The sequence below is a fragment of the Blastococcus sp. SYSU DS0616 genome (genome assembly GCF_054051015.1).
Map to the genome: position 1 here is coordinate 18486 of NZ_JBJHAJ010000022.1, position 20838 is coordinate 39323.

Below are 20838 nucleotides of genomic sequence, written 5' to 3' on the forward strand. Positions count from 1 at the left end.
GTGGATGATCATCCGGCTGTTCCTGTCCCTCGCCCTGATCGGCGGCGTGCTCTGGTTCGCCGCCCGGCTGGCGAAGAAGAAGGGGCTGGGCCAGGGCAACGGCCTCATCGAGGTGCTCGCCCGGCAGCGGATGGGCCGCACGAGCACGGTCAACGTGGTGCGCATCGCCGACGTCGTCCTGGTCGTCGGGGCCACCGAGGAGCACGTCACCCTGCTGGCGGAGGTCGACGCCGAGGCCGTCGACGCGGCGCTGCGCGAGCGCCGGGCACCGGGCGGACCTCGGACCGCGGACGGCCCGGGCGAGGGCACGCCCGCGATCCCGGTCCAGGCGGCCCGCTCCGGGGACGGCGCCCTCGCCGGCTCCGTCCTGGACCGCAACGGCTGGGGCACGCTGGTCGACGAGCTGCGCGAGCGGACGGTCCGGCGGACATGACCACCACGGTGCGTGCGCTGTCCTCCCCGGACAGCCGGCGGGCCCGACGCCGCGCCCTCGTCGTCCTGCTCTCCCTGTTGGCCGCCACGGTGGCGGCGGTCCTGCTGGCGGGCCCGGTCGCGGCCGTCCCGACGGCACCCACGGAGCCGACGGCGCCGGTGGCGCCGGTGGCGCCCGAGGTCGGTGGCACCGTGGACATCTCGATCGGCGACGGCTCCCCCAGCAACTCGATCACGCTGATCCTGGCGATCACGGTGCTCTCGGTCGCCCCGTCGGTGCTCCTGCTCGCCACCTCCTTCACCAAGATCATCGTGGTGCTGGGGCTCACCCGGAACGCGCTCGGCATGGCGACATCGCCGCCGAACCAGGTGCTGACCGGTATCGCGCTGTTCCTGACGCTGTTCGTGATGGGCCCGGTGTTCTCCGACATCAACGAACTCGCCGTCCAGCCCTACATGGACGGGGCGATGTCGGTCTCCCAGGCCTACGACGCGGGCGTGGGGCCGCTGCGCGAGTTCCTGCTGGCCAACACCCGCGAGGACGAGCTGAAGCTGATGATCGGGCTCTCCGGCGAGGAGGCCCCGGCCGACGCGACCGCGGTCAGCATGACCACGCTCATCCCCGCGTTCGTCCTGTCGGAGCTGAAGAGCGCCTTCATCATCGGGCTGGTCATCTTCATCCCGTTCCTGGTGCTCGACATGCTCGTCAGCGCCGCGCTCATGGCGCTCGGCATGATGATGGTCCCGCCGACCATCGTGTCCCTGCCGTTCAAGCTGCTGCTCTTCGTCGTCGTCGACGGCTGGGCGCTGATCACCACCGCGCTGGTGGGTTCCTACGGGGGGGCCGGTTAGGCATGAGCGACGCCGACGTCACCGAGATCGCCGCGCAGACCATGATGGTGGCCGCCAAGGTCGCCGCGCCCATCCTGATCACCGCCCTGCTGGTCGGCTTCCTGATCTCGCTGTTCCAGGCAGCAACCCAGATCCAGGAGGCGACGCTCTCCTTCGTCCCGAAGATGATCGCCGTCTCGATCGCCCTGCTGGTCACCGGGAACTGGGTGCTCTCCGAGCTGGTCAGCTTCACCCACGCCCTGTTCGACCAGTTGCCGGCGCTGCTCGACCGGACGTAGCGCCGTGGACCTCTCGGTCCCGGCGGTCACGCTCGCGGCCCTGCTCCTCGGCACGGCGCGGGCCGCCGGCTTCGTCCTGCTCGCCCCGCCGTTCAACTCCCGGGTGATCCCCGGGCCGGTCAAGGGCGCCCTGGCCCTGGCCCTCGCGGTGCTCCTGTCGACCCAGATCGCACCCACCCTGCCCGAGCCGACGGCCGGCTTCCTGCTCGTCACCGCCGTGACCGAGGTGGTCATCGGCGCGGCGCTCGGGTTCGTCGTCCAGGTGCTGTTCACGGCGGTGCAGATGGCCGGCGACATCCTCGACGTCACCGGCGGCTTCTCCCTGCAGCCGGGGTACGACCCGATGGCGATGACCCAGAACAGCGCGCTGGGCAAGCTGCATTACCTGCTGGCCACCACGCTGCTGTTCACCAGCGGCGGCCATCTGCTGATGGTCAAGGGGTTCGCCACCTCCTACGAGGGGCTCCCGGTGGGCGGGGACGTGCCGACCGACCAGCTCGCGGCCGTGCTCATCACCGCGTTCTCGATGATGTTCCTGGCCGCCCTGCAGATCGCCGGCCCGATGGTTGCCGTGCTGCTGCTCGCCGACGTCGCGCTCGCGCTGCTGAGCCGCGCCGCTCCGGCGCTCAACGTCTTCTCGCTCGGCTTCCCGGTGAAGATCATGCTCACCCTGGCGATGCTGGGGCTGACGTTCCCCCTGCTGCCACCGGCCCTGGACTCGCTGCTCGAGCACGGTGCGCGGGCCATGACCTCCCTGCGCGGCGGCTGAGGGGGTGACGCATGGCCAAGGACGGACCGGGTGGTGAGAAGACCGAGAAGCCCACTCCGCAGCGCCTGAAGAAGGCGCGCAAGGAGGGGCAGATCCCCCGGACCCAGGAGCTGGGCACCTGGCTGGGGGTGGCGGCGGCGAGCTTCCTGCTGCCGATGCTCGTGGGCAACGCCTTCGACATGGTGCAGCAGTTGTTCGTGCACGTCGGCACGGTGGCCAGGAACCCCCAGGTCACCACGGTCACCGCTCTGCTGGGTACCGCGCTCATGGCCTTCCTGACGACGTTGCTGCCGACCGCGATCGCGCTCATGCTCGTCGGCGTCGTGTCCTCGGCGGCCCAGGGCGGGGTGCGCTTCGCCGGCAAGCCGATGAAGCCGACGCTGAAGAAGTTCAACCCGCTCCCTGCCTTCAAGCGGATGTTCGGCACCCAGGGGCTGTGGGAGGTGTCCAAGGCGCTGATCAAGACCGCGGCCCTGGGCACGGTCGTGATCGTCACCAGCGAGCGGGCCCAGACCCTGGTGTCCTCCGCGGGCGCGCTGCCGCTCTCGGCGATCGCGGCCACCTTCACGGACTCGGCTGTCCTGATGTTCCGGGTCGTCGCCGTCACCGGCCTGGTCATCGCCGTCGCCGACTTCGTCGTCGTCCGGACCAAGATGCTGAAGCAGCTCAAGATGAGCAAGTACGAGATCACCCAGGAGCACAAGCAGGCAGAGGGCGACCCGTACATGAAGGCGCACCGCCGCGGGGTGCAGATGGCGATGTCCCGCAACCGGATGATGGCCGAGGTGGCCGACGCCGACGTCCTCCTGGTCAACCCCACCCACGTCGCCGTCGCGCTCAAGTACGACGCCGCCCAGGGCGCACCGCGCGTGGTGGCGAAGGGTGCCGGCGAGGTGGCGGCGAAGCTGCGTGAACGGGCCACCGAGGCGCGCGTGCCGCTGGTCCAGGACGTCCCGCTGGCGCGGGCGCTGCACGCCTCCTGCGAACTGGGGCAGGAAGTCCCCCCGCAGCTGTTCACCGCCGTCGCCCGCGTGCTCGCCTTCGTCATGCACCTGGGTGCCCGCGGCGTGCGCGGCGGATTCCACCGTCCCGGGTTCGAGGCACCGGACACGACGGACCTGCCCAAGGCCGGCCGGCGCCGCCCCACCGTCGCCGCCTGAACGATGGTGATCAGGTCACCTGATCATTCCGGGTCCTGGCTCAGCGTCGACCGTGAGCCAGGACCCCCAGCGGTGAGCCAGGAGCGGTGGCCATGGGGAGGTACCGGCTGCGCGCCGGCCTGCCGATGAGGGAGGGGTGAGCCAGCGTCTGTCCCCCGCCCCCGGAGCGGGCGAGTGAAGGGCCTGGGCAAGGCCGCCGTCCCGATCGGCGTCGTCTCGATCGTGCTCATGCTGGTGGTGCCGCTGCCCGCCGCGATGATGGACATGCTGATCGGGCTGAACCTCGCGATCTCGCTGCTCGTCCTCCTCGTCGCGATGCAGATCAGGAAGCCGCTGGACTTCGCCGTCTTCCCGTCGCTGCTGCTCATCGCGACGCTGTTCCGGCTGGCCCTCAACGTCTCCTCCACCCGGCTGGTGCTCACCGACGGCTACGCCGGGAAGGTGATCGAGGCCTTCGGCCACATCGTCATCGGCGGCTCGCTGGTCGTCGGCCTGGTGATCTTCCTGATCCTCACGATCGTGCAGTTCGTGGTGATCACGAACGGTGCCGGTCGCGTCGCCGAGGTCGGCGCCCGCTTCACCCTCGACGCCATGCCCGGCAAGCAGATGGCGATCGACGCGGACCTCAACGCCGGGCTGATCAACGAGGCCCAGGCACGCAAGCGCCGCCACGAGGTCACCGCCGAGGCCGACTTCTACGGCTCCATGGACGGCGCGTCGAAGTTCGTCAAGGGCGACGCCATCGCCGGCATCGTGGTGACGCTGGTGAACCTCATCGGCGGCTTCGCCATCGGCATGATGCAGCGCGGCCTCACCCCGGCCGAGGCGGTCAGCACCTACTCGCTGCTGACCGTCGGTGACGGCCTCGTGTCGATGATCCCGGCGCTCCTGATGTCGACCGCCACCGGCATCATCGTGACCCGGTCGGCCAGCGAGGGCGACATGGGCACCGACCTGATCGCCCAGCTCGGCCGGTTCCAGCAGCCGGTGCGCATCGCCGGCGGCGCCGCCCTGGCCCTGTGCCTGATCCCGGGCCTGCCCAAGCTGCCCTTCCTGTTCGTCGGCGTGCTGTTCCTCTTCCTGGCCACCCGCCTGACCGACGAGCCGGAGGTCGACGAGGACGCCGAGGCAGCCGCGGCGGCCGCCGAGCTGGAACCCGCCCCGGACTCCCCCGAGGCGATCGCCGAGCGGATGCGGGTCGACCCGCTGGAGCTCGAGGTGGCCTTCGACCTGGTCGACCTGGTCGACACCGCGCGCGGCGGCGACCTGCTGGACCGGGTGAAGGCCCTGCGCCGGAAGGTCGCCATGGAGACCGGTCTGGTCATCCCGCTGGTGCGCACCCGGGACAACCTCGACCTGCCCTCCTCGCAGTACGTCATCTGGCTCAACGGCGTGCCGGTCGCCAAGGGCAGCTCCCCCGCCGGGACGGTGCTCGCCATCGGCGACGCGCTGGACGGGCTCCCCGGCAAGCCGACCCGCGAGCCGGTGTTCGGGCTCGCCGCCAAGTGGGTGCCCGCGGAGCTGCAGCGGGCCGCCGAGATGGCCGGGGCGACCGTGGTCGACCGCTCATCGGTCATCACCACCCACCTGGCGGAGGTCGTCCGGCAGAACGCTGCGGACCTGCTCGGGCGGGAGGACGTCCGCCTCCTCGTGGAGATGGTGCGCCGCTCCCACCCGGTCGTCGTGGAGGAGCTGACCCCGGCGCTGCTCACCCTGGGAGAGGTGCAACGCGTGTTGCATGCGTTGCTCGCCGAGGGTGTGTCGATCCGCGACCTGGTGCGCATCTTCGAGGCACTCTCTGTACGTGCCAAGCACTCGACCGAACTCGACGGACTGGTCGAGGCCACCCGGTCGGCACTGGGCTCGGCGATCAGCCAGCCCTACGTCACGCCGGACGAGCGGCTGCACGTGCTCACGCTGGAGCCCGGGTTCGAGCAGCGGCTGCTCGAAGCGGTCCGCCAGACCGAGATGGGCGCCGTCCTCGCCCTCGACGCCGGCGCGGTGGACGCCCTCGTCCACGGCTGCAGCGGCATGCTCGAGGAGGCCGAGCGGCAGGGCCTGTCCCCCGTCCTCGTCTGCTCGCCTCAGGTCCGCGCGGCGCTCGCGCGGCTGATGCGCCAGATCCTGCCCCGGCTGCCGGTCATCTCCTACGCGGAGGTGTCCCGGACGGCCCAGATCGAGTCGCTGGGAGTGGTGAGCGGTGCCGTTGCGATCCGTTGAGGCCGCCACGCGCGACGACGCGATCGCGGCCGCGCGCGAGCAGTTCGGGCCGCACGTCCGGGTCGTCGGGGTCCGGCGGGTCCGCTCCGGCGGGGTGCTGGGCTTCTTCGCCACCGAGCGGTACGTCGCCGAGGTGGCGCCCGACCAGTTCGTCCGCCCCGGCGCTCCCTCGCCGTCGACGGGCCCCACGCAGGCCACCCCCGTCGCCGCGTACGACTCCCCGCTGGCCTCGGCTGCTCCGGCCCGCGCCCGCACGACAGCCCCTGCCCGCAACGGCGCCGCCGCCTGGGCCGCGGAGGCCACGCGCCAGGCACCGGTGGAGCCGGTGACGTCCGGGGCCTCCTCCTGGCCCACCACGCCCGCTGCGCCCGCCGCGCCTGCTGCGGCCGCCGCGCCCGCTGCGCCCGCGGACGACGAGCGGATCGACGAGCTGGCCGGCCTGCTGGGCGGTTCGCCCGCCGGTACCGGCACTCCCGCCACCCCCGCAGCCCCCTCCACCGGGTACGGGCGGTCGTCGGCGTCCCGGGCCACCTTCCCGAAGGCGACGCGCGGAGCCGCGTCCACCCCGCGCACGCAGACGGCTCCGTCGCCGGCGAAGCAGCCGACCGCCGCCCGCGACGACGCGGCGGCCGCGCCCTCCCCGTTCACGGCGGCACTGGCCCGCATGGTCTCCGGGGATCGCGACGTGCGCCAGGCCGTCGAGGAAGCGCTGGCGCAGCCGGCGGAGCTCCACCCGGCCGCACAGGATCCGGTTCCGTTCACCGCCGAAGCCCCCGGCACGCCGGCGCCCCGCTCGTCCCTGGCCGCGGCCATTCGTTCAGCAGACCCGTCGACGCGGTCCCAGGCCGTGCAGCAGGAGGAGTTCACGGTGAGAGATCAGGCCACCGCGCCGCCCTCCACGTCCACGACCGGAGCCGACGGCCTGCCCACCTGGGCGGCCCCTTCACCGGAGCCCGCCGCGCCGGCGCCGTCCGCGCGGCAGGAGGAGATCGCGGAGGCGCTGCGGGACGCCCTGGCCCAGGGCCACTCGGACGAGGCCCTCGCCGGGATCCTGCGCAAGATGCTGGCCGGGGACTCCCCGCGGGAGGCGTTGACCGAGCCGGTCCAGGCCGAGCCCGTGCTGCCTGCGCTCGACCTCCCGGGTACCGGTGACGCCTTCCTGCCGGAGCCGGTCACCACCACGCCCGAGCTGGTCGACCACGAGCCGGTCCGAAGCGAGTTCCCCGTCGTCGAGCCCGACCCCCTCGACACCCCGCTGTTCGCCTCGGTCGGCGAGCAGCCGGTCACCTCGTCGCCGCCCGCGCCGGCACTCGTCGTGCCGGAGCCCGTCGGCGCCGTGTCGTCGTTCCCCCTCTTCGACGACCCCCTCCCGCCGGCGGCGCCCGCACCGACCTCCGCCGACCTCGGCTGGGGCAGCTCCGCCGCCGACACCGCGCTGTGGGGTGAGCCGGTCCTCGCTCGTCCCGTCGGCACCGACTCGCCCATCTGGGCCGACGTGCTGGGCGGGGCTCCCACGTCGCCGGCTCCGCTCGAGGTGGCCACGGTCGCCGGGGAGGCCGCGCTCGTCGTCGAGGACGGCGGTGCCGCGGTCGTCGACGAGTCACCGGTGCCGGCCGTCGAGGACGACTGGGTCCCGTTCGCCGTGGCCGAGGACGCCGTGGAGCTGCCCGCGGAGACCGCCGCGGAGGTCGTCGCCGAGGCCTCGCCCGCCGAGGCGACCGTGGCCGAGGAGGTCGTCGCCGCGGACGCGGTCGCCGAGGACGCCATCGCCGCGGACGCCACCGCCGAGGAAGCTCTCGGCGAGGAGGCCATCGCCGCGGATGCGGTCGCCGAGGAGGCCATCGCCGCGGATGCGGTCGCCGAGGAGGCCATCGCCGCGGACGCCGTCGCCGAGGAGCCACTGCTCGCCCGGACCGCCAGCGACCCCGCCCCGCTCACCCTGTCGTCGGACGCCACGACGGTCATGCCGCGGGTGTCCCTGCTGCCGCCGCTGCCCGGCGCGCGGGGTCGTGGGCTGCCCCCCGTGCCGCCGGCGTCGGGCCGCCCGGCGGTCCCCCCGTCACGCCCCGCCGCAGCCGGCCCGCGCGACGCCGCTGCCCGGGAGGCCGAGGGGACCCAGGCCGCACCCCGCACCCTGGCGACCGTCACGCGCCTCCCGGTGGGTCCTCTCATGGGCGACGACCACCCGGAGCTGGCCGGTATCGACGACGACGCCGTTGTCCACCGGCCGGTTCCCGCCGCGCGGGCCGCCGACGTCCCCGCCGCCCCGGCGCCGTCGCGGCGGACCGGGCTCAGCCCCGCCGGCCCGCGCGAGATCGTCGCCCGGCTGAGCGAGCTGGGCCTGCCCCAGGACCTGCTGGCGGCGGACTTCGCCGGCCGCATCGAGGCGGAGGGCACCTACGCGGCGCTGACCCGCGTGCTGGCCGCGCGGCTGCCCGAGGCGCCGGAGCTCCCCACCGGAGCCGGTGAGGTGCTGTTCGTCGTGGGGCCCGGTGTCGAGGCGCTCCGCGCCGCGCGCGCGCTCGCTGTCTCCCTGCGGCTGGACCCCGACCGCGTGCAGTGGGCGACCCGCGGCGACCTCGCCGGACTCGCCCCCAAGGGCAGCCGGGTGACCACGGTCGACGCGGCCATCGACCGTCAGCACGAGGCGACCGACGTCGGCATGCTGACGATCGTCGCCGTGGACGCGCCGCTCCGCAGCGACTTCTACTGGATGTCGCAGATGCTGGCGATCTGGTCGCCGGCGTCGGTCTGGGCCGTCGCCGAGGCGACCCGCAAGCCCGAGGACCTCGAGGTGTGGCTCGGCGGGCTGCCCCGCGTCGACGCCCTCGTCGTGCAGGACACCGACCTCAGCGCCGACCCGGCGGCCGTGCTGCAGCGGCTGACCGTCCCCGTGGCCCTCCTCGACGGCGCCCGCGCGACCCCACACCGCTGGGCCTCGCTGCTCTGCGAGCGCCTGGACAGCCCGCAGGCATGAGCCCGTTCCGCTGGGACGTCCTGCTCGTCGGGCTCGTGCTGGCCGTCCCCGTGCTCGCGCTCGGCCTGCGCGGGGACTTCACGACCGAGGACATGGTGAACCGGCTGCCGTGGTGCCTGGCCGCCGGCTGGGTCGTCGTCGCGCTGGTCCGCGCCGTCGTCACACCACCCAAGCCCGCGCCCGAGGGCCGGCGACGGCCCGCCGCCCGGGCGACGCCGACGGAGGAGCCGGCCGACGCCGCCTGACCGGCTCCCCGCTGGGCCCGCTCCACCGCCCGGCGCACCTTCGCGGCGAGGCGGTGCGGCACGGACAGCTCTGCCCACACCCAGCGGACGACGTGCCAGCCCTCGTCCCGGATAGCGTCCTCGCGGCGCTTCTCGGCGAAGACGGCGTCGCCGGGGTCCTGCCCCGGCCGCAGCAGCCGGCCGTACTTCACCCGCCCGTCGAACTCTCCCACCAGGAGGGCCCCTCCCAGGCGAAATCGGTGCGGGCGACCAGGTCCCCGCCGGCGGAGAGGACCTCGAACTGCAGCGCCGAGGGAGCCGGCTGCCAGCGCTGGAGGATCACCCGGCTGCGGCTCTCCCCGACGCTCTCGCTGCGGGCGTCCGCCGCAGCGACGGCTCGCGCCGCGCTCCGCGTCCCGGGAGCTCCGACGATGTCGAACAGCCGCGCGCGGAGCTCGTCGTGGGTCACGAGCCCCCGGTGCAGCGCGGCGTCGAGGGCGACCACGGCCGCCTCGTACCGCAGGGAGCGGGCGAGGTCGAGCAGGGTGCGGACGCGATCGGTGACCGGCACGCCGCCGACCCGGACCACCTCGTCGTCGCGGATGCGCGCCACGTGACAGCACAACACCCGGCTGCGGTCGGTCCACGAGCCCGGCGGCCGGGTGATGTGCACCCGGCCGAGCGCGACGTCCCACAGCGGGAGCCCGTGCAGCACGGCCGCCGACTGGTGGCTCACGACCGCCGGGCGGCGGAGCAGCGCCACGGTGGCCTCGACCAGGAGCGCGTGCTGCGCGGCCGGACCGGCGGGGAGGACGGCGTCCACGTAGGCCCCTCGGCGCAGCCGGCTCAGCTCCCCGGAGCGGACGGCCCGGGCCAGCTCGCCGTCGGACCAGCCCTCGGTCAGGGCGTCCCGGCGGAGACGGACGGGCGGGTGGAAGTGCGGGTCGGTCATCCTCCGACCGTCCGACGCGGCCCGCCCGGGTGACCAGGCCCGCGCCGGTCCGGTGGACGACGGCGGCGCCTGTGGACGCCCCGCTCCGGGGGTGTTCCCGCTGCTCCCGGGCCGTTGCAGGACCCGTGCGGCGGGAGAACCACCCCCAGAGCGGCCGACGCGGCTGCTCAGGTCAGAGCGGCAGGTCCTCCAGCATCTCGGTCACCAGCGCCGCGATGGGCGAGCGCTCGGAACGGGTGAGCGTCACGTGCGCGAACAGCACGTGCCCCTTCAGCTTCTCGATGACCGCCGTGACGCCGTCGTGCCGGCCCACCCGAAGGTTGTCCCGCTGGGCGACGTCATGGGTGAGCACCACGCGGGAGTTGCTGCCCAGGCGCGACAGCACGGTGAGCAGCACGCCCCGCTCCAGCGACTGCGCCTCGTCGACGATCACGAAGGAGTCGTGCAGCGAGCGGCCGCGGATGTGGGTGAGGGGCAGCACCTCGATCAGCTCCCGCGCGGCGATCTCCTCGAGCACCTCGCGGGACACCAGCGCGCCCAGGGTGTCGTAGACGGCCTGGGCCCAGGGCGACATCTTCTCGCCCTCGCCGCCCGGCAGGTACCCCAGCTCCTGACCGCCGACGGCGTACAGCGGCCGGAAGATGACCACCTTCTTGTGCGCCCGCCGCTCCAGCACCGACTCCAGCCCCGCGCACAGCGCCAGCGCCGACTTGCCGGTGCCGGCCCGACCACCGAGGGACACGATGCCGATCGCCGGATCCAGCAGCAGGTCCAGCGCGACCCGCTGCTCGGCCGAGCGCCCGTGCAGCCCGAAGGCCTCCCGGTCGCCCCGCACCAGCCGCACCTGCTTGTCCGGCGTGACCCGGCCGAGGGCCGAGCCGCGCGAGGAGAGCAGGACCAGACCGGTGTGGGTGGGCAGCTCGGCCGCGGCCGGCAGGAAGACCTCGCCGTCCTCGTACAGCACGTCGAGCTCGGCGTCCTCCACCGACACCTCGGCCATCCCGGTCCAGCCGGCGTCCACCGCGTCGAGCACGCGGTACTCGTCGGCGTCCAGCCCGACGGCCGCGGCCTTGACGCGCAGCGGCACGTCCTTGGTGACCAGGCAGACGTCCCGGCCCTCCGCCCGCAGGTTCAGCGCGACCACCATGATCCGGCTGTCGTTGCTGTCGTTCCGGAAACCGGCCGGGAGTACCGCGGGGTCGCTGTGGTTCAGCTCGACGTGCAGCGTGCCGCCGCTCTCCCCCACCGGCACCGGCGCGTCGAGCCTGCCGTGGGTGACCCGCAGGTCGTCGAGGATGCGCAGCGCCTGGCGGGCGAACCAGCCGAGCTCGGGGTGGTTGCGCTTGTCCTCCAGCTCCCCGATGACGACGAGGGGCAGCACCACGTCGGCGTCGCCGAAGCGCAGCAGCGCGCCCGGGTCGGACAGCAGGACGGAGGTGTCGAGGACGAACGTACGGCGAGTGGTCACGAGTCGGCTCCCGTGAGGCGACGCCCCGGTGACGAGGCGCACCCCTGCTCGAAGGTGGCCGGGCCCCGGCGCAGGAGCCGGGGACCGGCCCCTCTGGACGACGAACGCAGTCGCACCAACCGGGCCTCCCGTGGACGGCGAGGGGAGCTCGCCGTCCACTGCGGACGCTATGCCCGGGGGGTGACATCCACGTGACGTGCACCCCACGAGAAGGAGTGGATGTCACCCGGAGGCCTCATCCGTCGCAGCCGTCCCGCACGGACCGTCAGCTCGACTCGCGACGGAACCTGCGGACCCCGAACGCCCAGCCGAGGACCGCGAGCAACACCGTCATCGCGACCCCCCACCACGCGGTCGAGGTGCCGTACCCGCCCACGAAGAACTCACGGGCCGCCTCGACCACGTGCTTGAACGGGTTCACGTCGCTGACCGCCTGCAGCCACCCGGGCGCCAGGCTCATCGGCAGCAGGATGCCCGACAGCAGCACGAGCGGGAAGACGACAGCGTTGAGCAGCGGTGCGAACGCGTCCTCGCTCTTCAGCGTGAGCGCCAGGGCGTAGGAGACCGCCGCCAGCGCCGCACCGAGCAGGGCGACGACCAGCAGGGTGAGGACGACGCCGAGCACCGGCGCCCGCAACCCGAGCGGGATGGACACCAGCACCAGCAGCGCTCCCTGCGTCAGCAGGACGACGACGTCGCGCAGCACCCGGCCGAGGAGGAGGGCGGTGCGGCTGGCCGGGGTGACCCGCTGGCTCTCGATCACCCCCGCCCGCCACTCGGCGATCAGCCCGAAGCCCACGAACAGCGCCCCGAACATGCCCAGCTGCACGAGGATGCCGGGCACGAAGATCTGGTAGGCGTCGCCCGGACCCAGCTGACCGGCCAGCGGCTCGAGCAGCGGCCCGAACAGCAGGATGTAGAGGATCGGCTGCATCAGGCTGATCACCAGCCAGGCGGGGTTGCGCAGCGACATCCGCATGGCGCGGGCGAACACGGTTCCGGTGTCGCGCAGGAGGGTGTTCATCGCCCGGCCACCGCCGGAGCGGGGGGTGACGCCGGCGCGGCGCCGGACTCGCGCAGGGACCGGCCGGTCAGGCCGAGGAAGACGTCGTCGAGGCTGGGCCGGCGGCTCTCGATGCCGCTGACGGGGACGTCCGCGGCGTCCAGGGCCCGCACCAGCTCGACCAGCGCACGACCTCCGTGCGGCACCCGGCCCACGACCCGGTCGGCGAGCAGCTGCGGCTGCTCGGCCCCCGGCAGTGCCTCGACCAGGCGGGCGACCTCCGCGGCCTGCTCCGGGCGCTCCACCATCACGGTGAGCACGTCGCCGCCCACCTGCGACTTCAGCTGGTCGGGAGTGCCCTCGGCGACGATCGCCCCGTGGTCGATGACGAGGATCCGGTCGCAGAGCGCGTCGGCCTCGTCCAGGTAGTGGGTGGTCAGGAAGACCGTCGTCCCGCGCTCCTCGCGCAGCCCGCGGATGTGCTGCCACAGGTTGGCCCGCGCCTGCGGGTCCAGCCCGGTCGTCGGCTCGTCGAGGAAGACGAGCTCCGGCACGTGGATCAACCCGACCGCGATGTCGAGGCGGCGGCGCTGGCCGCCCGACATGGCCTTGGGCTGGCGCTCCCAGAGCCCGTCGAGGTCGAGTTCGGCGAAGAGCCGCTGCCCGCGCCCGGTCGCCTCGGCGGTGCTCATGCCGTAGAGGCGGGCGTGGTCGACGACCTCTTCCCCGGCCCGCGCCTCCGGGGCGGTCGAGCCGCTCTGCGAGACGTACCCGATGCGGCGGCGGACCCCGACCGGGTCGGCCCGCAGGTCGCAGCCGGCCACGGTGGCGGTGCCCGCGGTGGGCTCCAGGAGCGTCGTCAGCATGCGCAGCGTCGTCGTCTTCCCGGCCCCGTTCGGGCCGAGGAAGCCGACGATCTCACCGGGGGCGACGTCCAGGTCGACCCCGACGACGGCGTGGACCTCCTGCTTGCGCTTGCGGAACGTGCGGGCGAGGCCGCGGGCGTGGATCACGCGCGAAAGCATCCCTCCGCCCGCCGACAGCTTCCACCGGTTTCGCCGACGGCGTCAGCGCCGACCCCTCACCGCCACCGGTCTGTGCCGTCGGACCGGCGGCGCAGCGCGGGACGCTCCACGGTGTCGGTGCGCTCGCCCGGCGGGGGCCACCGTCCCGCGTCCCGCGGTCGACCGTCCTCGGCCCACGGGTCGTCGGCCCGACCGTCCTCCGCCCACCTGTCGTCGACGCACCGGTCCTCGGCCTCCTCGTCGTGGGCCCACCTGTCCTCGGCCCACTCGTCGGCCGATCGACCGGGGCGCCGGGAACCCGCACCGCCGGCCCGCGACGCCCGCCGGGGCCGCAGGGCGACCAGCGCCCACAGGGCCGGGACCACCAGCACCGGCCACTGCACCGCGGGGTCGCCGAACCGGAGCATGCCGGCCACCAGCAGCAGGGCCAGCCAGCCCGCGGTCCACAGCCCCAGGAACCGCGCCTGCGCCGGGGAGCGGGCTGCCACGGGTCAGGCGGCCGGAATCTCGGCGGCGATCCGCTGCGGGGTCAGCGGCTCGTCGAGCAGACGGAGGAAGCGGTCGGCGACCGGCTGGTCCGCCGGGCGGGCGGCCAGCCACCGCGTCAGGAGGTCGAACCCCTCGACGTAGGTGGAGATGTATGCCCGCCACAGCGGGTCGGTGAGGAAGCGGATCTGCTGCCGCGCACGCTCGGGGCTCACCAGCGCCCACCGCTGCAGGTAGGCCGCCACCTCGTCGGCCCCGGCGCCCCGGTCGTGCAGCAGCACCGCGGCGTCCTGACGGACCCGGTTGAGCGGCGCGGCCGCCACCGCGATCCGCTCGGCCAGGTCGCCGTCGAACCGCAGACCGAGGTCGCCGAGGATCTCCGCCGACCAGCTCCCCCAGCCCTCCCCGATCGCCGCCGGGACGCCGAGGTCGGCGAGCCCCTCGGCCATGAGGCACTCGGGGGTGTTGACCAGGAAGACCGTGTGCTCGATCCGGCCGGCCCGCTCGACGAGCCCCTGCTCCTTGCGGCAGTGCTCGGTGTGGTGCCCGGGATAGGACTCGTGCGCCACCAGGTGCGCGAGCTGGGAGAGCCGGTGCGGCAGATCGGCGTTGATCGCGACGCGGGAGCGGTAGCCGCCCTCGTAGTAGTTGAACCCCGACCACGGCTTGTCGGTGACCACCTCGTAGCGGACCGTCTCGACCTCCGGGAGGCCGTACCGGCCACGCACCCGGTCGCGCAGCGCGCTGGACAGCGCCTGCACCGCGCTCTCCAGCCGGTCCGGCGGGCACTCCTCCCGACGCCGGTGCGCCGCGTACCGCTCCGCGAGCGACCCGTCGCCGGGCAGCAGGGCGTCCAGCTCGGTGTGTGCGGCGGCGTAGGCGGCCTCGTCCCCCAGCTCGACGTCGACCTGGAAGTAGGCGCGCACCTCCTCGACGAAGCCGACCGGCTCGCCGCTCATCTTCCGCGCGCTGCACTCCAGACCGGTCAGCTGCCCGCGCAGGAAGGACGTGCGCTCCTCGGGGAGCCCGGCGGCGTCCAGCTCGCGCTGCAGCTCCCGCGCGCGGTCGCGCAGCTGCCGCGGCGTGGGCGCCGGCTCGTCCTGCACCTGCGCGCGGATCCGGGGATCGCCGGTGTAGGCGTCGACGAAGCCAGCCTCCAGGCGGTCGAAGCGCAGCCCCAGCCGCACGTACTCCAGGGCGACGTCGAGAGCTCCCGCGGTCATGGCGGCCAGTCTCCCAGCCACCGTCACCCGCCGAAGCGGCGGTGCCGGGCCGAGTAGTCCCGCAGCGCCCGCAGGAAGTCGACGCGGCGGAAGTCGGGCCAGTAGACGTCGGTGAAGTGGAACTCGGCGTTGGCCGTCTGCCACAGCAGGAACCCCGACATGCGCTGCTCGCCGCTGGTGCGGATGACCAGGTCCGGGTCGGGCTGACCACGCGTGTACAGGTGCTCGGCGATGTGCTCGACGTCGAGCACCTCCACCAGCTCCTCCAGCGAGGTGCCGCGGGTGGCGTGCTCGGCCAGCAGCGAGCGCACCGCATCGGCGATCTCCCGCCGCCCGCCGTACCCGACCGCCAGGTTGACCGTCGCCCCGGGGCGGTCACAGGTGTCCCGCTCGGCCTGCTCGAGCACGGCGACCGTGCGCGCCGGCAGCACCTCCGGCGCCCCCATGCTGCGCACCCGCCAGCGCCGCCCCGGCCGGGACAGGTCGACGGCGACGTCCTCGATGATGGCCAGCAGCGCGTTGAGCTCGGACTCGGGCCGGCGCAGGTTGTCGGTGGAGAGCATGAACAGGGTGACCACCTGCACGCCGGCGTCGTCGCACCAGCCGAGCAGGTCGGCGATCTTCGCCGCGCCCCGGCGGTGCCCGTGCGCGACGTCCTCCAGCCCGATGGCGCGCGCCCACCGCCGGTTGCCGTCCATGATCACGCCCACGTGCCTCGGCACGTCCGCGCCTTCCAGCGCCCGCGCCAGGCGCCGCTCGTAGACCTGGATGAGTGCGTCACGGACCCGCCGGCGCACCCCCACGACGGTCACCCTAGTGACAAGGACCCCGCCCTACTCGCCACTCGCAGGCACGCGGCGAGCCACGGGTCACGGCCGCGCACGTCACAGCCGCCCCGGATGACGCCACACCGGCCCCTCCGTAACCTCAGAGCATGAGCGTCCCTCCCAGCGATCGCACGTCCGTACGGGTGGAGGCCGACGGGGCGGAGCTGGAGGCCCCGGCCGAGCAGGCGGTCGCCGCCGTCGCCTCGGAGGGCCAGCAGGTCGAGCAGGCGTGGACCGCCGAGGACTTCGCCGACGACGACTGGGAGCACCCCGACACCCGGCCGCGCGCCCGCGGCTGGATCCACCTCTTCTCGTTCTTCGGCGCGATCGTCGCCGGTGCGGTGCTCATCCCGCTGGCCTCGGTCCAGGGCGCCCGCGCCGGGTGGTCGGTGGCGGTCTACTGCCTCACCATCTGCGGGCTGTTCGGTATCAGCGCGCTCTACCACCGCCGTCGCTGGTCACCGCGCGGCTGGAAGATCATGAAGCGGCTCGACCACTCCATGATCTTCCTGTTCATCGCCGGCACCTACACGCCGTTCGCGCTGCTCGCCGTCGACCAGCCCACCGGCTTCTGGGTGCTCGGCGGGGTGTGGGCCGGCGCGCTGGCCGGCGTCACGCTCAAGATGAGCTGGCCGACGGCGCCGCGCTGGGTGGGCGTACCGCTCTACATCGGCCTGGGCTGGGTCGCGCTCTTCGTCCTCACCGACATCCTGCACATCGCCGGGGTCGCCTCGATGGTCCTGCTCGCCGTCGGCGGGGTGCTCTACACCGTGGGCGGCGTCGCCTACGCCGTGAAGCGCCCCAACCCGTGGCCGGGGACGTTCGGCTACCACGAGGTCTTCCACGCGATGACGGTCGTCGCGGCGCTCTGCCACTACATCGCCGTCTACTTCGCGGTGTTCAATTCCCCTTTCGTCTGAGTGATCTGTCGTCCTCCGGACGACACCGCGGCCAGGTGCCGTCCCGGCTCGCGCTGATCCCTGCCTGTCGCTTATCGGGGACCCTCCGGGCCCCTCTCGGCACGACGCGGCGTTGCCGCGGTTCCCTCCTCCGCTCAGGTCACGTCCACCTTCGGGGATCCCTCCGGGACCCCGCTCAGGTGGACCGCGGCTGCGCCGCGACCCGTGGTCAGGAGAAGGGTGGACGGTCGTCCAGCCGGACCGAGAGCTTCCCGGCCGTGCGCCAGGCCCGGGCGACCGCGTCGCGGTCCTCGTCGGTGACCAGGTTGCCCATGACGCGCAGCGCCACCGTCATCAGCGGCCGTGAGCGCATGCCGACCGGGCCGGCCAGGGGCAGGAACCGGGGGACGGTGAGCAGCCCGGCCAGCCGCCGGGCGATGGAGAAGGCCTCGCCGTAGTGCCGCCGCAGGGTCGCCGGCCACGCCGCCGTCCAGTCGTCCTCGCCGAGCAGCCCGGCCAGGGTCCGGCCGGTCTCCAGGCCGTAGTCGATGCCCTCCCCGTTGAGCGGGTTCACGCAGCCCGCCGCGTCGCCCACGAGCGCCCAGTTGCGGCCCGCCACCCCGGACACCGCACCCCCCATGGGCAGCAGCGCGGAGGTCACGTCCCGGACCTTCCCGTCCAGCTGCCACTCCCCGCGCCGGGTCTCTGCGTAGAACTCCAGCAGGGACTTCAGCTGCACCCCGGCCGGCCGGCGCGCGGTCGCCAGCGTGCCCACCCCCAGGTTGACCTCGCCGGCCTCCCGGCCCAGCGGGAACACCCAGCCGTAGCCCGAGAGCAGCTCCCCCTCGGTACCGCGCAGCTCCAGGTGCGAGCTGATCCACTCGTCGTCGCTGCGACCGGAGCGCACGTAGCTGCGCGCGGCCACCCCGTACGCGGTGTCGCGGTGCCACTCCCGGCCCAGCACCCGGCCCAGGGGTGAGCGGACGCCGTCGGCGACGACCAGCCGCCGGCAGGCGATCGTCGTCGTCCCGCCGTCGGCGTCCTCGAAGACGACCGCGCGCACCCGGTCCCCGTCGCGCCCGACGTCGACGGCCCGGGCTCCGTCGACCGGCATCGCACCGGCGTCGAGCGCGACCTGCCGGATGCGCGCGTCCAGTTCGGTCCGGGGCACGGCGCTGCCGTGGTCCGGGAGCGCACCGCCCGGCCAGGGCAGCTGCCACTCGCGGCCGAACCCGGCGGCGCGCAGGCCGCGGTTGCGGGCCTTCGACCGCGCCCAGTCCCCCAGCCCCAGCTGGTCCAGCTCGGCGACCGCGCGCGGGGTCAGGCCGTCGCCGCAGGTCTTGTCCCGGGGGAACACCGCGGCGTCGGCCAGCACCACGTCGTGGCCGGCACGGGCCGCCCACGCAGCGGCAGCGGAGCCCGCCGGGCCGGCGCCCACCACGAGGACGTCGGTGGCGGCGGGAGCGGCGGCACTGGCTGGCACGCCGCCCAGTGTCCCCGAGCAGGTGAGCTGCCGGAGCGGCCGCCCTCCAGGAGCATGCGCCGAACGAGCGACGCGTGGCAGGAAGAGCGGTCTGCGCCGGAGGCGCCCCCGCCGGTGGGGTCAGCGCCGGTCGTCGCCCTCGCGCCGGGGGGCCTCGATGGCCAGCGGCGCGCGCCGCAGCGTGTCGAGCAGTTCCTGGCCGGGCTCGCGCTCCTCGACCAGCCCGGCCGGGGAGTCGGGGACGACGACCGGCGGCTCGCGGTCGGCCGGGTCGAAGCTGCGCGGCAGCCGGTTGAGGTGGCCGCTCATCGACTTGACCAGCAGGGCCGCGGCGATCAGGAGCACCACGATCAGGAACAGGCCGAGCGGGCCGGCCTTGCCGACGTCCTCGGGGGCCTGCTGCTGGGCGGCGGCCAGCAGGCTCAGGGTCGTGGTTCCGGTCATCGGGCGGTCACCTCGCTGCGGATGCCGGCGAACAGGTCGTCCTCCGGCGTGGGGGTGTCGACCAGCGAGCGGGCCAGCTCGTAGTCCTCGGTGGGCCACACCTGCTGCTGGGTCTCCACCGGGCACGCGAACCAGCGGCCCAGCGGATCGATCTGGGTGGCATGCGCGATCAGCGCGGCGTCGCGCACCGGGAAGTACTCGGCGCACGGCACCCGGGTGGTGACGCGGTGGGAGATGTCGTGCGCCGGATCCCACTTCTCCAGCCACTCGGCGTAGGGCGACTCCGCACCGGTCGCGAGGATCGCCTCGTGCAGCGCCTTCGTGCGCGGCAGCGTGAAGCTCATGTGGTAGTAGAGCTTGCTCACCTGCCACGGCTCACCCAGGTCGGGGTACCGGTCGGGGTCGCCGGCCGCCTCGAAGGCGTGCACCGAGATCTCGTGCGTCTTGATGTGGTCGGGGTGCGGGTAGCCGCCACGCTCGTCGTAGGTGGTCATCACCTGCGGCTTGAACCGCCTGATGAGCTCGACGAGGGGCGCCGCGGCCTCTTCCACCGGCACCAGCGCGAAGCACCCCTCGGGCAACGGCGGCAGCGGGTCGCCCTCGGGCAGCCCCGAGTCGACGAAACCGAGGAACTCCTGCTCGATCCCGAGGATCTCGCGCGCCCGCGCCATCTCCTCCACCCGGATCTGCGGGAGCCGCTCCCACACCTCGGGACGGTCCATCGCCGGGTTGAGCACCGAGCCGCGTTCACCGCCGGTGGCGGTGGCCACCATCACGCGAACGCCCTCGGCGACGTACTTCGCCATCGTGGCGGCGCCCTTGCTCGACTCGTCGTCCGGATGGGCGTGCACCGCGAGCAGGCGCAACTGGTCGGGTTGGGTCACGGGCACAGTGTCCCTCGCCGGGCGACGGGAGTGGCGGACACTCACCCGGGTGTGGCCGACGACTCGCAGGTCAGCCACCCGTCCGGGCGGAACGTGTCGTCGGTCACGCAACGATGCGCTACGGTTCCGCATCCGTCCGGGACCCGGCGCAGCGGTGCATCTGCCCGCGCCGCGGTGTTAGCTTGGCCGGATCGACCACGGTCGTCCCACACCAGGACGACGCACCCGATTTCCCAGGAGTTCTCCCCCGTGTCCACCCCCACTGACGAGCAGGACCAGGGCATCTGGCTCACCCAGGAGGCCCACGACCGGCTGAAGGCCGAGCTCGACCAGCTGGTGGCGAACCGCCCGGCCATGGCCGCCGAGATCAACGCCCGCCGCGAGGAGGGCGACCTCAAGGAGAACGGCGGCTACCACGCTGCCAAGGAGGAGCAGGGCAAGCAGGAGGGCCGGATCCGCCAGCTCACCGACCTGCTCCGCAAGGCGCGGGTCGGTGACGCCCCGAAGACCGCCACGAACGCCGCCCTCGGCACGGTGATCACGATCAAGTTCGCCGGGGACGACGAGACCGAGAAGTTCCTGCTCGGCTCGCGCGAGATCGCCGGCACCACCGACCTCACCGTCTACTCCCCGGAGTCGGCGCTCGGCTCGGCGATCATGGGCGCGGAGCCCGGCACCTCGGTGACCTACCAGACGCCGAACGGCAAGGACATCACCGTCGAGGTCGTCGCGGTCGAGCCGTTCGTCCCCTGACGGGGTGGGCGAGGAAGACGTGGTAGCGCCTCGCGCTCGCTCCCGGCGGGCGGAGAACACCGGTTTCCCGTGCGTGCACTGCACGACGCCGGTGCCGGCCAACACCGACGGGCACTACCGCAACCACTGCCCGTACTGCCTGTGGTCGCTGCACGTCGACGACCTGCCGGGTGACCGGGCGAGCGAGTGCCGGCAGCCGATGGAGCCGATCGGGCTGGTGGAGAAGTCGGGCAAGGGCTGGCAGGTGGTCCACCGCTGCACGGCGTGCGGCCACCGCCAGCCCAACCGGCTGGTACGCGACGGGGACGCCCCGGACGACCTGGACCTGGTCCTCTCGCTGCCCTGGCTCTGAGCGACGGCGCCCACCGCGCCGGCGCCCCGGGCCCTGCGCCACCCGCGGGACGCTCCCCGCCCGTGCGCCGCTGTCGGAGTCGAACCCACGCCCCGGGGGTCCTGCACGACCCCCGGAGCCGAGGGAA

Annotated in this window: 21 protein-coding genes; 11 read left to right on the forward strand and 10 right to left on the reverse strand. The window is 73.8% G+C overall.

Going from position 1 to position 20838, the window contains the following annotated elements:
* Positions 1-4 precede the first annotated feature (4 nt).
* The 8 genes from ACI79K_RS15720 (at position 5) to ACI79K_RS15755 (ending at position 8933) form a co-directional block, all read left to right on the forward strand.
* Entirely contained in the window at positions 5-433 is a 429-nt protein-coding gene (locus tag ACI79K_RS15720; protein WP_456600143.1) for a FliO/MopB family protein, read from the forward strand.
* Positions 430-1284, forward strand: coding sequence for a flagellar type III secretion system pore protein FliP (gene fliP, locus ACI79K_RS15725; RefSeq protein WP_456600144.1), 855 nt, complete (start codon positions 430-432; stop codon positions 1282-1284). The genes ACI79K_RS15720 and fliP overlap by 4 nt, the downstream gene beginning before the upstream one ends.
* A 2-nt stretch (positions 1285-1286) precedes the next feature.
* Positions 1287-1562, forward strand: a complete 276-nt coding sequence (fliQ, locus tag ACI79K_RS15730) for a flagellar biosynthesis protein FliQ (RefSeq protein WP_456592276.1) — start codon at positions 1287-1289, stop codon at positions 1560-1562.
* 4 nt (positions 1563-1566) lie between these two features.
* Positions 1567-2331, forward strand: coding sequence for a flagellar biosynthetic protein FliR (fliR, locus tag ACI79K_RS15735; protein ID WP_456600145.1), 765 nt, complete (start codon positions 1567-1569; stop codon positions 2329-2331).
* Between the two features lie 11 nt (positions 2332-2342).
* Complete coding sequence (locus ACI79K_RS15740) at positions 2343-3491, forward strand: EscU/YscU/HrcU family type III secretion system export apparatus switch protein (protein ID WP_456600146.1); 1149 nt, start codon at positions 2343-2345, stop codon at positions 3489-3491.
* Positions 3492-3665: 174 nt separating this feature from the next.
* The gene (gene flhA / locus ACI79K_RS15745; protein WP_456600147.1) at positions 3666-5711 is read left to right on the forward strand and encodes a flagellar biosynthesis protein FlhA; all 2046 of its coding nucleotides are present in this window, start codon (positions 3666-3668) and stop codon (positions 5709-5711) included.
* Positions 5692-8688 carry a hypothetical protein gene (locus ACI79K_RS15750; protein WP_456600148.1) on the forward strand — a complete coding sequence of 999 codons (2997 nt, stop codon included), beginning with the start codon at positions 5692-5694 and terminating at the stop codon, positions 8686-8688. The genes flhA and ACI79K_RS15750 overlap by 20 nt, the downstream gene beginning before the upstream one ends.
* Positions 8685-8933, forward strand: a complete 249-nt coding sequence (locus ACI79K_RS15755; protein WP_456598046.1) for a hypothetical protein — start codon at positions 8685-8687, stop codon at positions 8931-8933. The genes ACI79K_RS15750 and ACI79K_RS15755 overlap by 4 nt, the downstream gene beginning before the upstream one ends.
* Before the next feature lie 187 nt (positions 8934-9120).
* Here the strand turns inward: ACI79K_RS15755 and ACI79K_RS15760 are convergent, their stop codons facing one another.
* The 7 genes from ACI79K_RS15760 to ACI79K_RS15790 all read right to left on the reverse strand — a co-directional run bounded on the left by ACI79K_RS15760 (position 9121) and on the right by ACI79K_RS15790 (position 15872).
* Positions 9121-9864 carry a type IV toxin-antitoxin system AbiEi family antitoxin domain-containing protein gene (locus ACI79K_RS15760; protein ID WP_456600149.1) on the reverse strand — a complete coding sequence of 248 codons (744 nt, stop codon included), beginning with the start codon at positions 9862-9864 and terminating at the stop codon, positions 9121-9123.
* A gap of 172 nt (positions 9865-10036) precedes the next feature.
* Positions 10037-11332 carry a PhoH family protein gene (locus tag ACI79K_RS15765; protein WP_456598048.1) on the reverse strand — a complete coding sequence of 432 codons (1296 nt, stop codon included), beginning with the start codon at positions 11330-11332 and terminating at the stop codon, positions 10037-10039.
* 265 nt (positions 11333-11597) lie between these two features.
* Positions 11598-12356, reverse strand: a complete 759-nt coding sequence (locus ACI79K_RS15770; RefSeq protein WP_456590561.1) for an ABC transporter permease — start codon at positions 12354-12356, stop codon at positions 11598-11600.
* Positions 12353-13348: an ATP-binding cassette domain-containing protein gene (locus ACI79K_RS15775; RefSeq protein ID WP_456600150.1), complete on the reverse strand. Its 996-nt coding sequence runs from the start codon at positions 13346-13348 to the stop codon at positions 12353-12355. The genes ACI79K_RS15770 and ACI79K_RS15775 overlap by 4 nt, the downstream gene beginning before the upstream one ends.
* Positions 13349-13416: 68 nt before the next feature.
* Positions 13417-13848, reverse strand: coding sequence for a hypothetical protein (locus tag ACI79K_RS15780; protein WP_456600151.1), 432 nt, complete (start codon positions 13846-13848; stop codon positions 13417-13419).
* A 3-nt stretch (positions 13849-13851) separates the two neighbouring features.
* Positions 13852-15069, reverse strand: coding sequence for a DUF885 domain-containing protein (locus ACI79K_RS15785; RefSeq protein WP_456590558.1), 1218 nt, complete (start codon positions 15067-15069; stop codon positions 13852-13854).
* A 23-nt stretch (positions 15070-15092) separates the two neighbouring features.
* A complete protein-coding gene (locus ACI79K_RS15790; RefSeq protein ID WP_456590557.1) occupies positions 15093-15872 on the reverse strand; it encodes an isoprenyl transferase in 780 nt (259 codons plus the stop codon).
* Positions 15873-16003: 131 nt separating this feature from the next.
* Between ACI79K_RS15790 and trhA the strand changes: the two genes are divergently transcribed.
* Complete coding sequence (trhA, locus tag ACI79K_RS15795; RefSeq protein WP_456600152.1) at positions 16004-16816, forward strand: PAQR family membrane homeostasis protein TrhA; 813 nt, start codon at positions 16004-16006, stop codon at positions 16814-16816.
* Between the two features lie 208 nt (positions 16817-17024).
* Here trhA and ACI79K_RS15800 read toward each other — a convergent pair whose 3' ends face one another.
* The 3 genes from ACI79K_RS15800 to mca all read right to left on the reverse strand — a co-directional run bounded on the left by ACI79K_RS15800 (position 17025) and on the right by mca (position 19606).
* Positions 17025-18278: a geranylgeranyl reductase family protein gene (locus ACI79K_RS15800; RefSeq protein ID WP_456600153.1), complete on the reverse strand. Its 1254-nt coding sequence runs from the start codon at positions 18276-18278 to the stop codon at positions 17025-17027.
* A gap of 120 nt (positions 18279-18398) precedes the next feature.
* Complete coding sequence (locus ACI79K_RS15805; RefSeq protein ID WP_456590554.1) at positions 18399-18722, reverse strand: hypothetical protein; 324 nt, start codon at positions 18720-18722, stop codon at positions 18399-18401.
* Entirely contained in the window at positions 18719-19606 is an 888-nt protein-coding gene (gene mca / locus ACI79K_RS15810; RefSeq protein WP_456590553.1) for a mycothiol conjugate amidase Mca, read from the reverse strand. The genes ACI79K_RS15805 and mca overlap by 4 nt, the downstream gene beginning before the upstream one ends.
* Positions 19607-19855: 249 nt before the next feature.
* Here mca and greA point away from each other — a divergent pair, with 249 nt between their 5' ends.
* The gene (gene greA, locus ACI79K_RS15815) at positions 19856-20359 is read left to right on the forward strand and encodes a transcription elongation factor GreA (protein WP_456590552.1); all 504 of its coding nucleotides are present in this window, start codon (positions 19856-19858) and stop codon (positions 20357-20359) included.
* Positions 20360-20378: 19 nt separating this feature from the next.
* Entirely contained in the window at positions 20379-20711 is a 333-nt protein-coding gene (locus ACI79K_RS15820) for an RNHCP domain-containing protein (protein ID WP_456600154.1), read from the forward strand.
* The last annotated feature ends 127 nt before the right edge of the window (positions 20712-20838 follow it).

What these genes read in the sequence shown, in the direction of transcription:
- ACI79K_RS15805 (WP_456590554.1), bottom strand. Translation starts at nt 18,722, where the DNA reads ATGACCGGAACCACGACCCTGAGCCTGCTGGCCGCCGCCCAGCAGCAG.
- ACI79K_RS15770 (WP_456590561.1), bottom strand. Translation starts at nt 12,356, where the DNA reads ATGAACACCCTCCTGCGCGACACCGGAACCGTGTTCGCCCGCGCCATG.
- trhA (WP_456600152.1), top strand. Translation starts at nt 16,004, where the DNA reads ATGAGCGTCCCTCCCAGCGATCGCACGTCCGTACGGGTGGAGGCCGAC.
- ACI79K_RS15755 (WP_456598046.1), top strand. Translation starts at nt 8,685, where the DNA reads ATGAGCCCGTTCCGCTGGGACGTCCTGCTCGTCGGGCTCGTGCTGGCC.
- fliQ (WP_456592276.1), top strand. Translation starts at nt 1,287, where the DNA reads ATGAGCGACGCCGACGTCACCGAGATCGCCGCGCAGACCATGATGGTG.
- ACI79K_RS15740 (WP_456600146.1), top strand. Translation starts at nt 2,343, where the DNA reads ATGGCCAAGGACGGACCGGGTGGTGAGAAGACCGAGAAGCCCACTCCG.
- fliP (WP_456600144.1), top strand. Translation starts at nt 430, where the DNA reads ATGACCACCACGGTGCGTGCGCTGTCCTCCCCGGACAGCCGGCGGGCC.
- ACI79K_RS15785 (WP_456590558.1), bottom strand. Translation starts at nt 15,069, where the DNA reads ATGACCGCGGGAGCTCTCGACGTCGCCCTGGAGTACGTGCGGCTGGGG.
- ACI79K_RS15760 (WP_456600149.1), bottom strand. Translation starts at nt 9,864, where the DNA reads ATGACCGACCCGCACTTCCACCCGCCCGTCCGTCTCCGCCGGGACGCC.
- ACI79K_RS15720 (WP_456600143.1), top strand. Translation starts at nt 5, where the DNA reads ATGATCATCCGGCTGTTCCTGTCCCTCGCCCTGATCGGCGGCGTGCTC.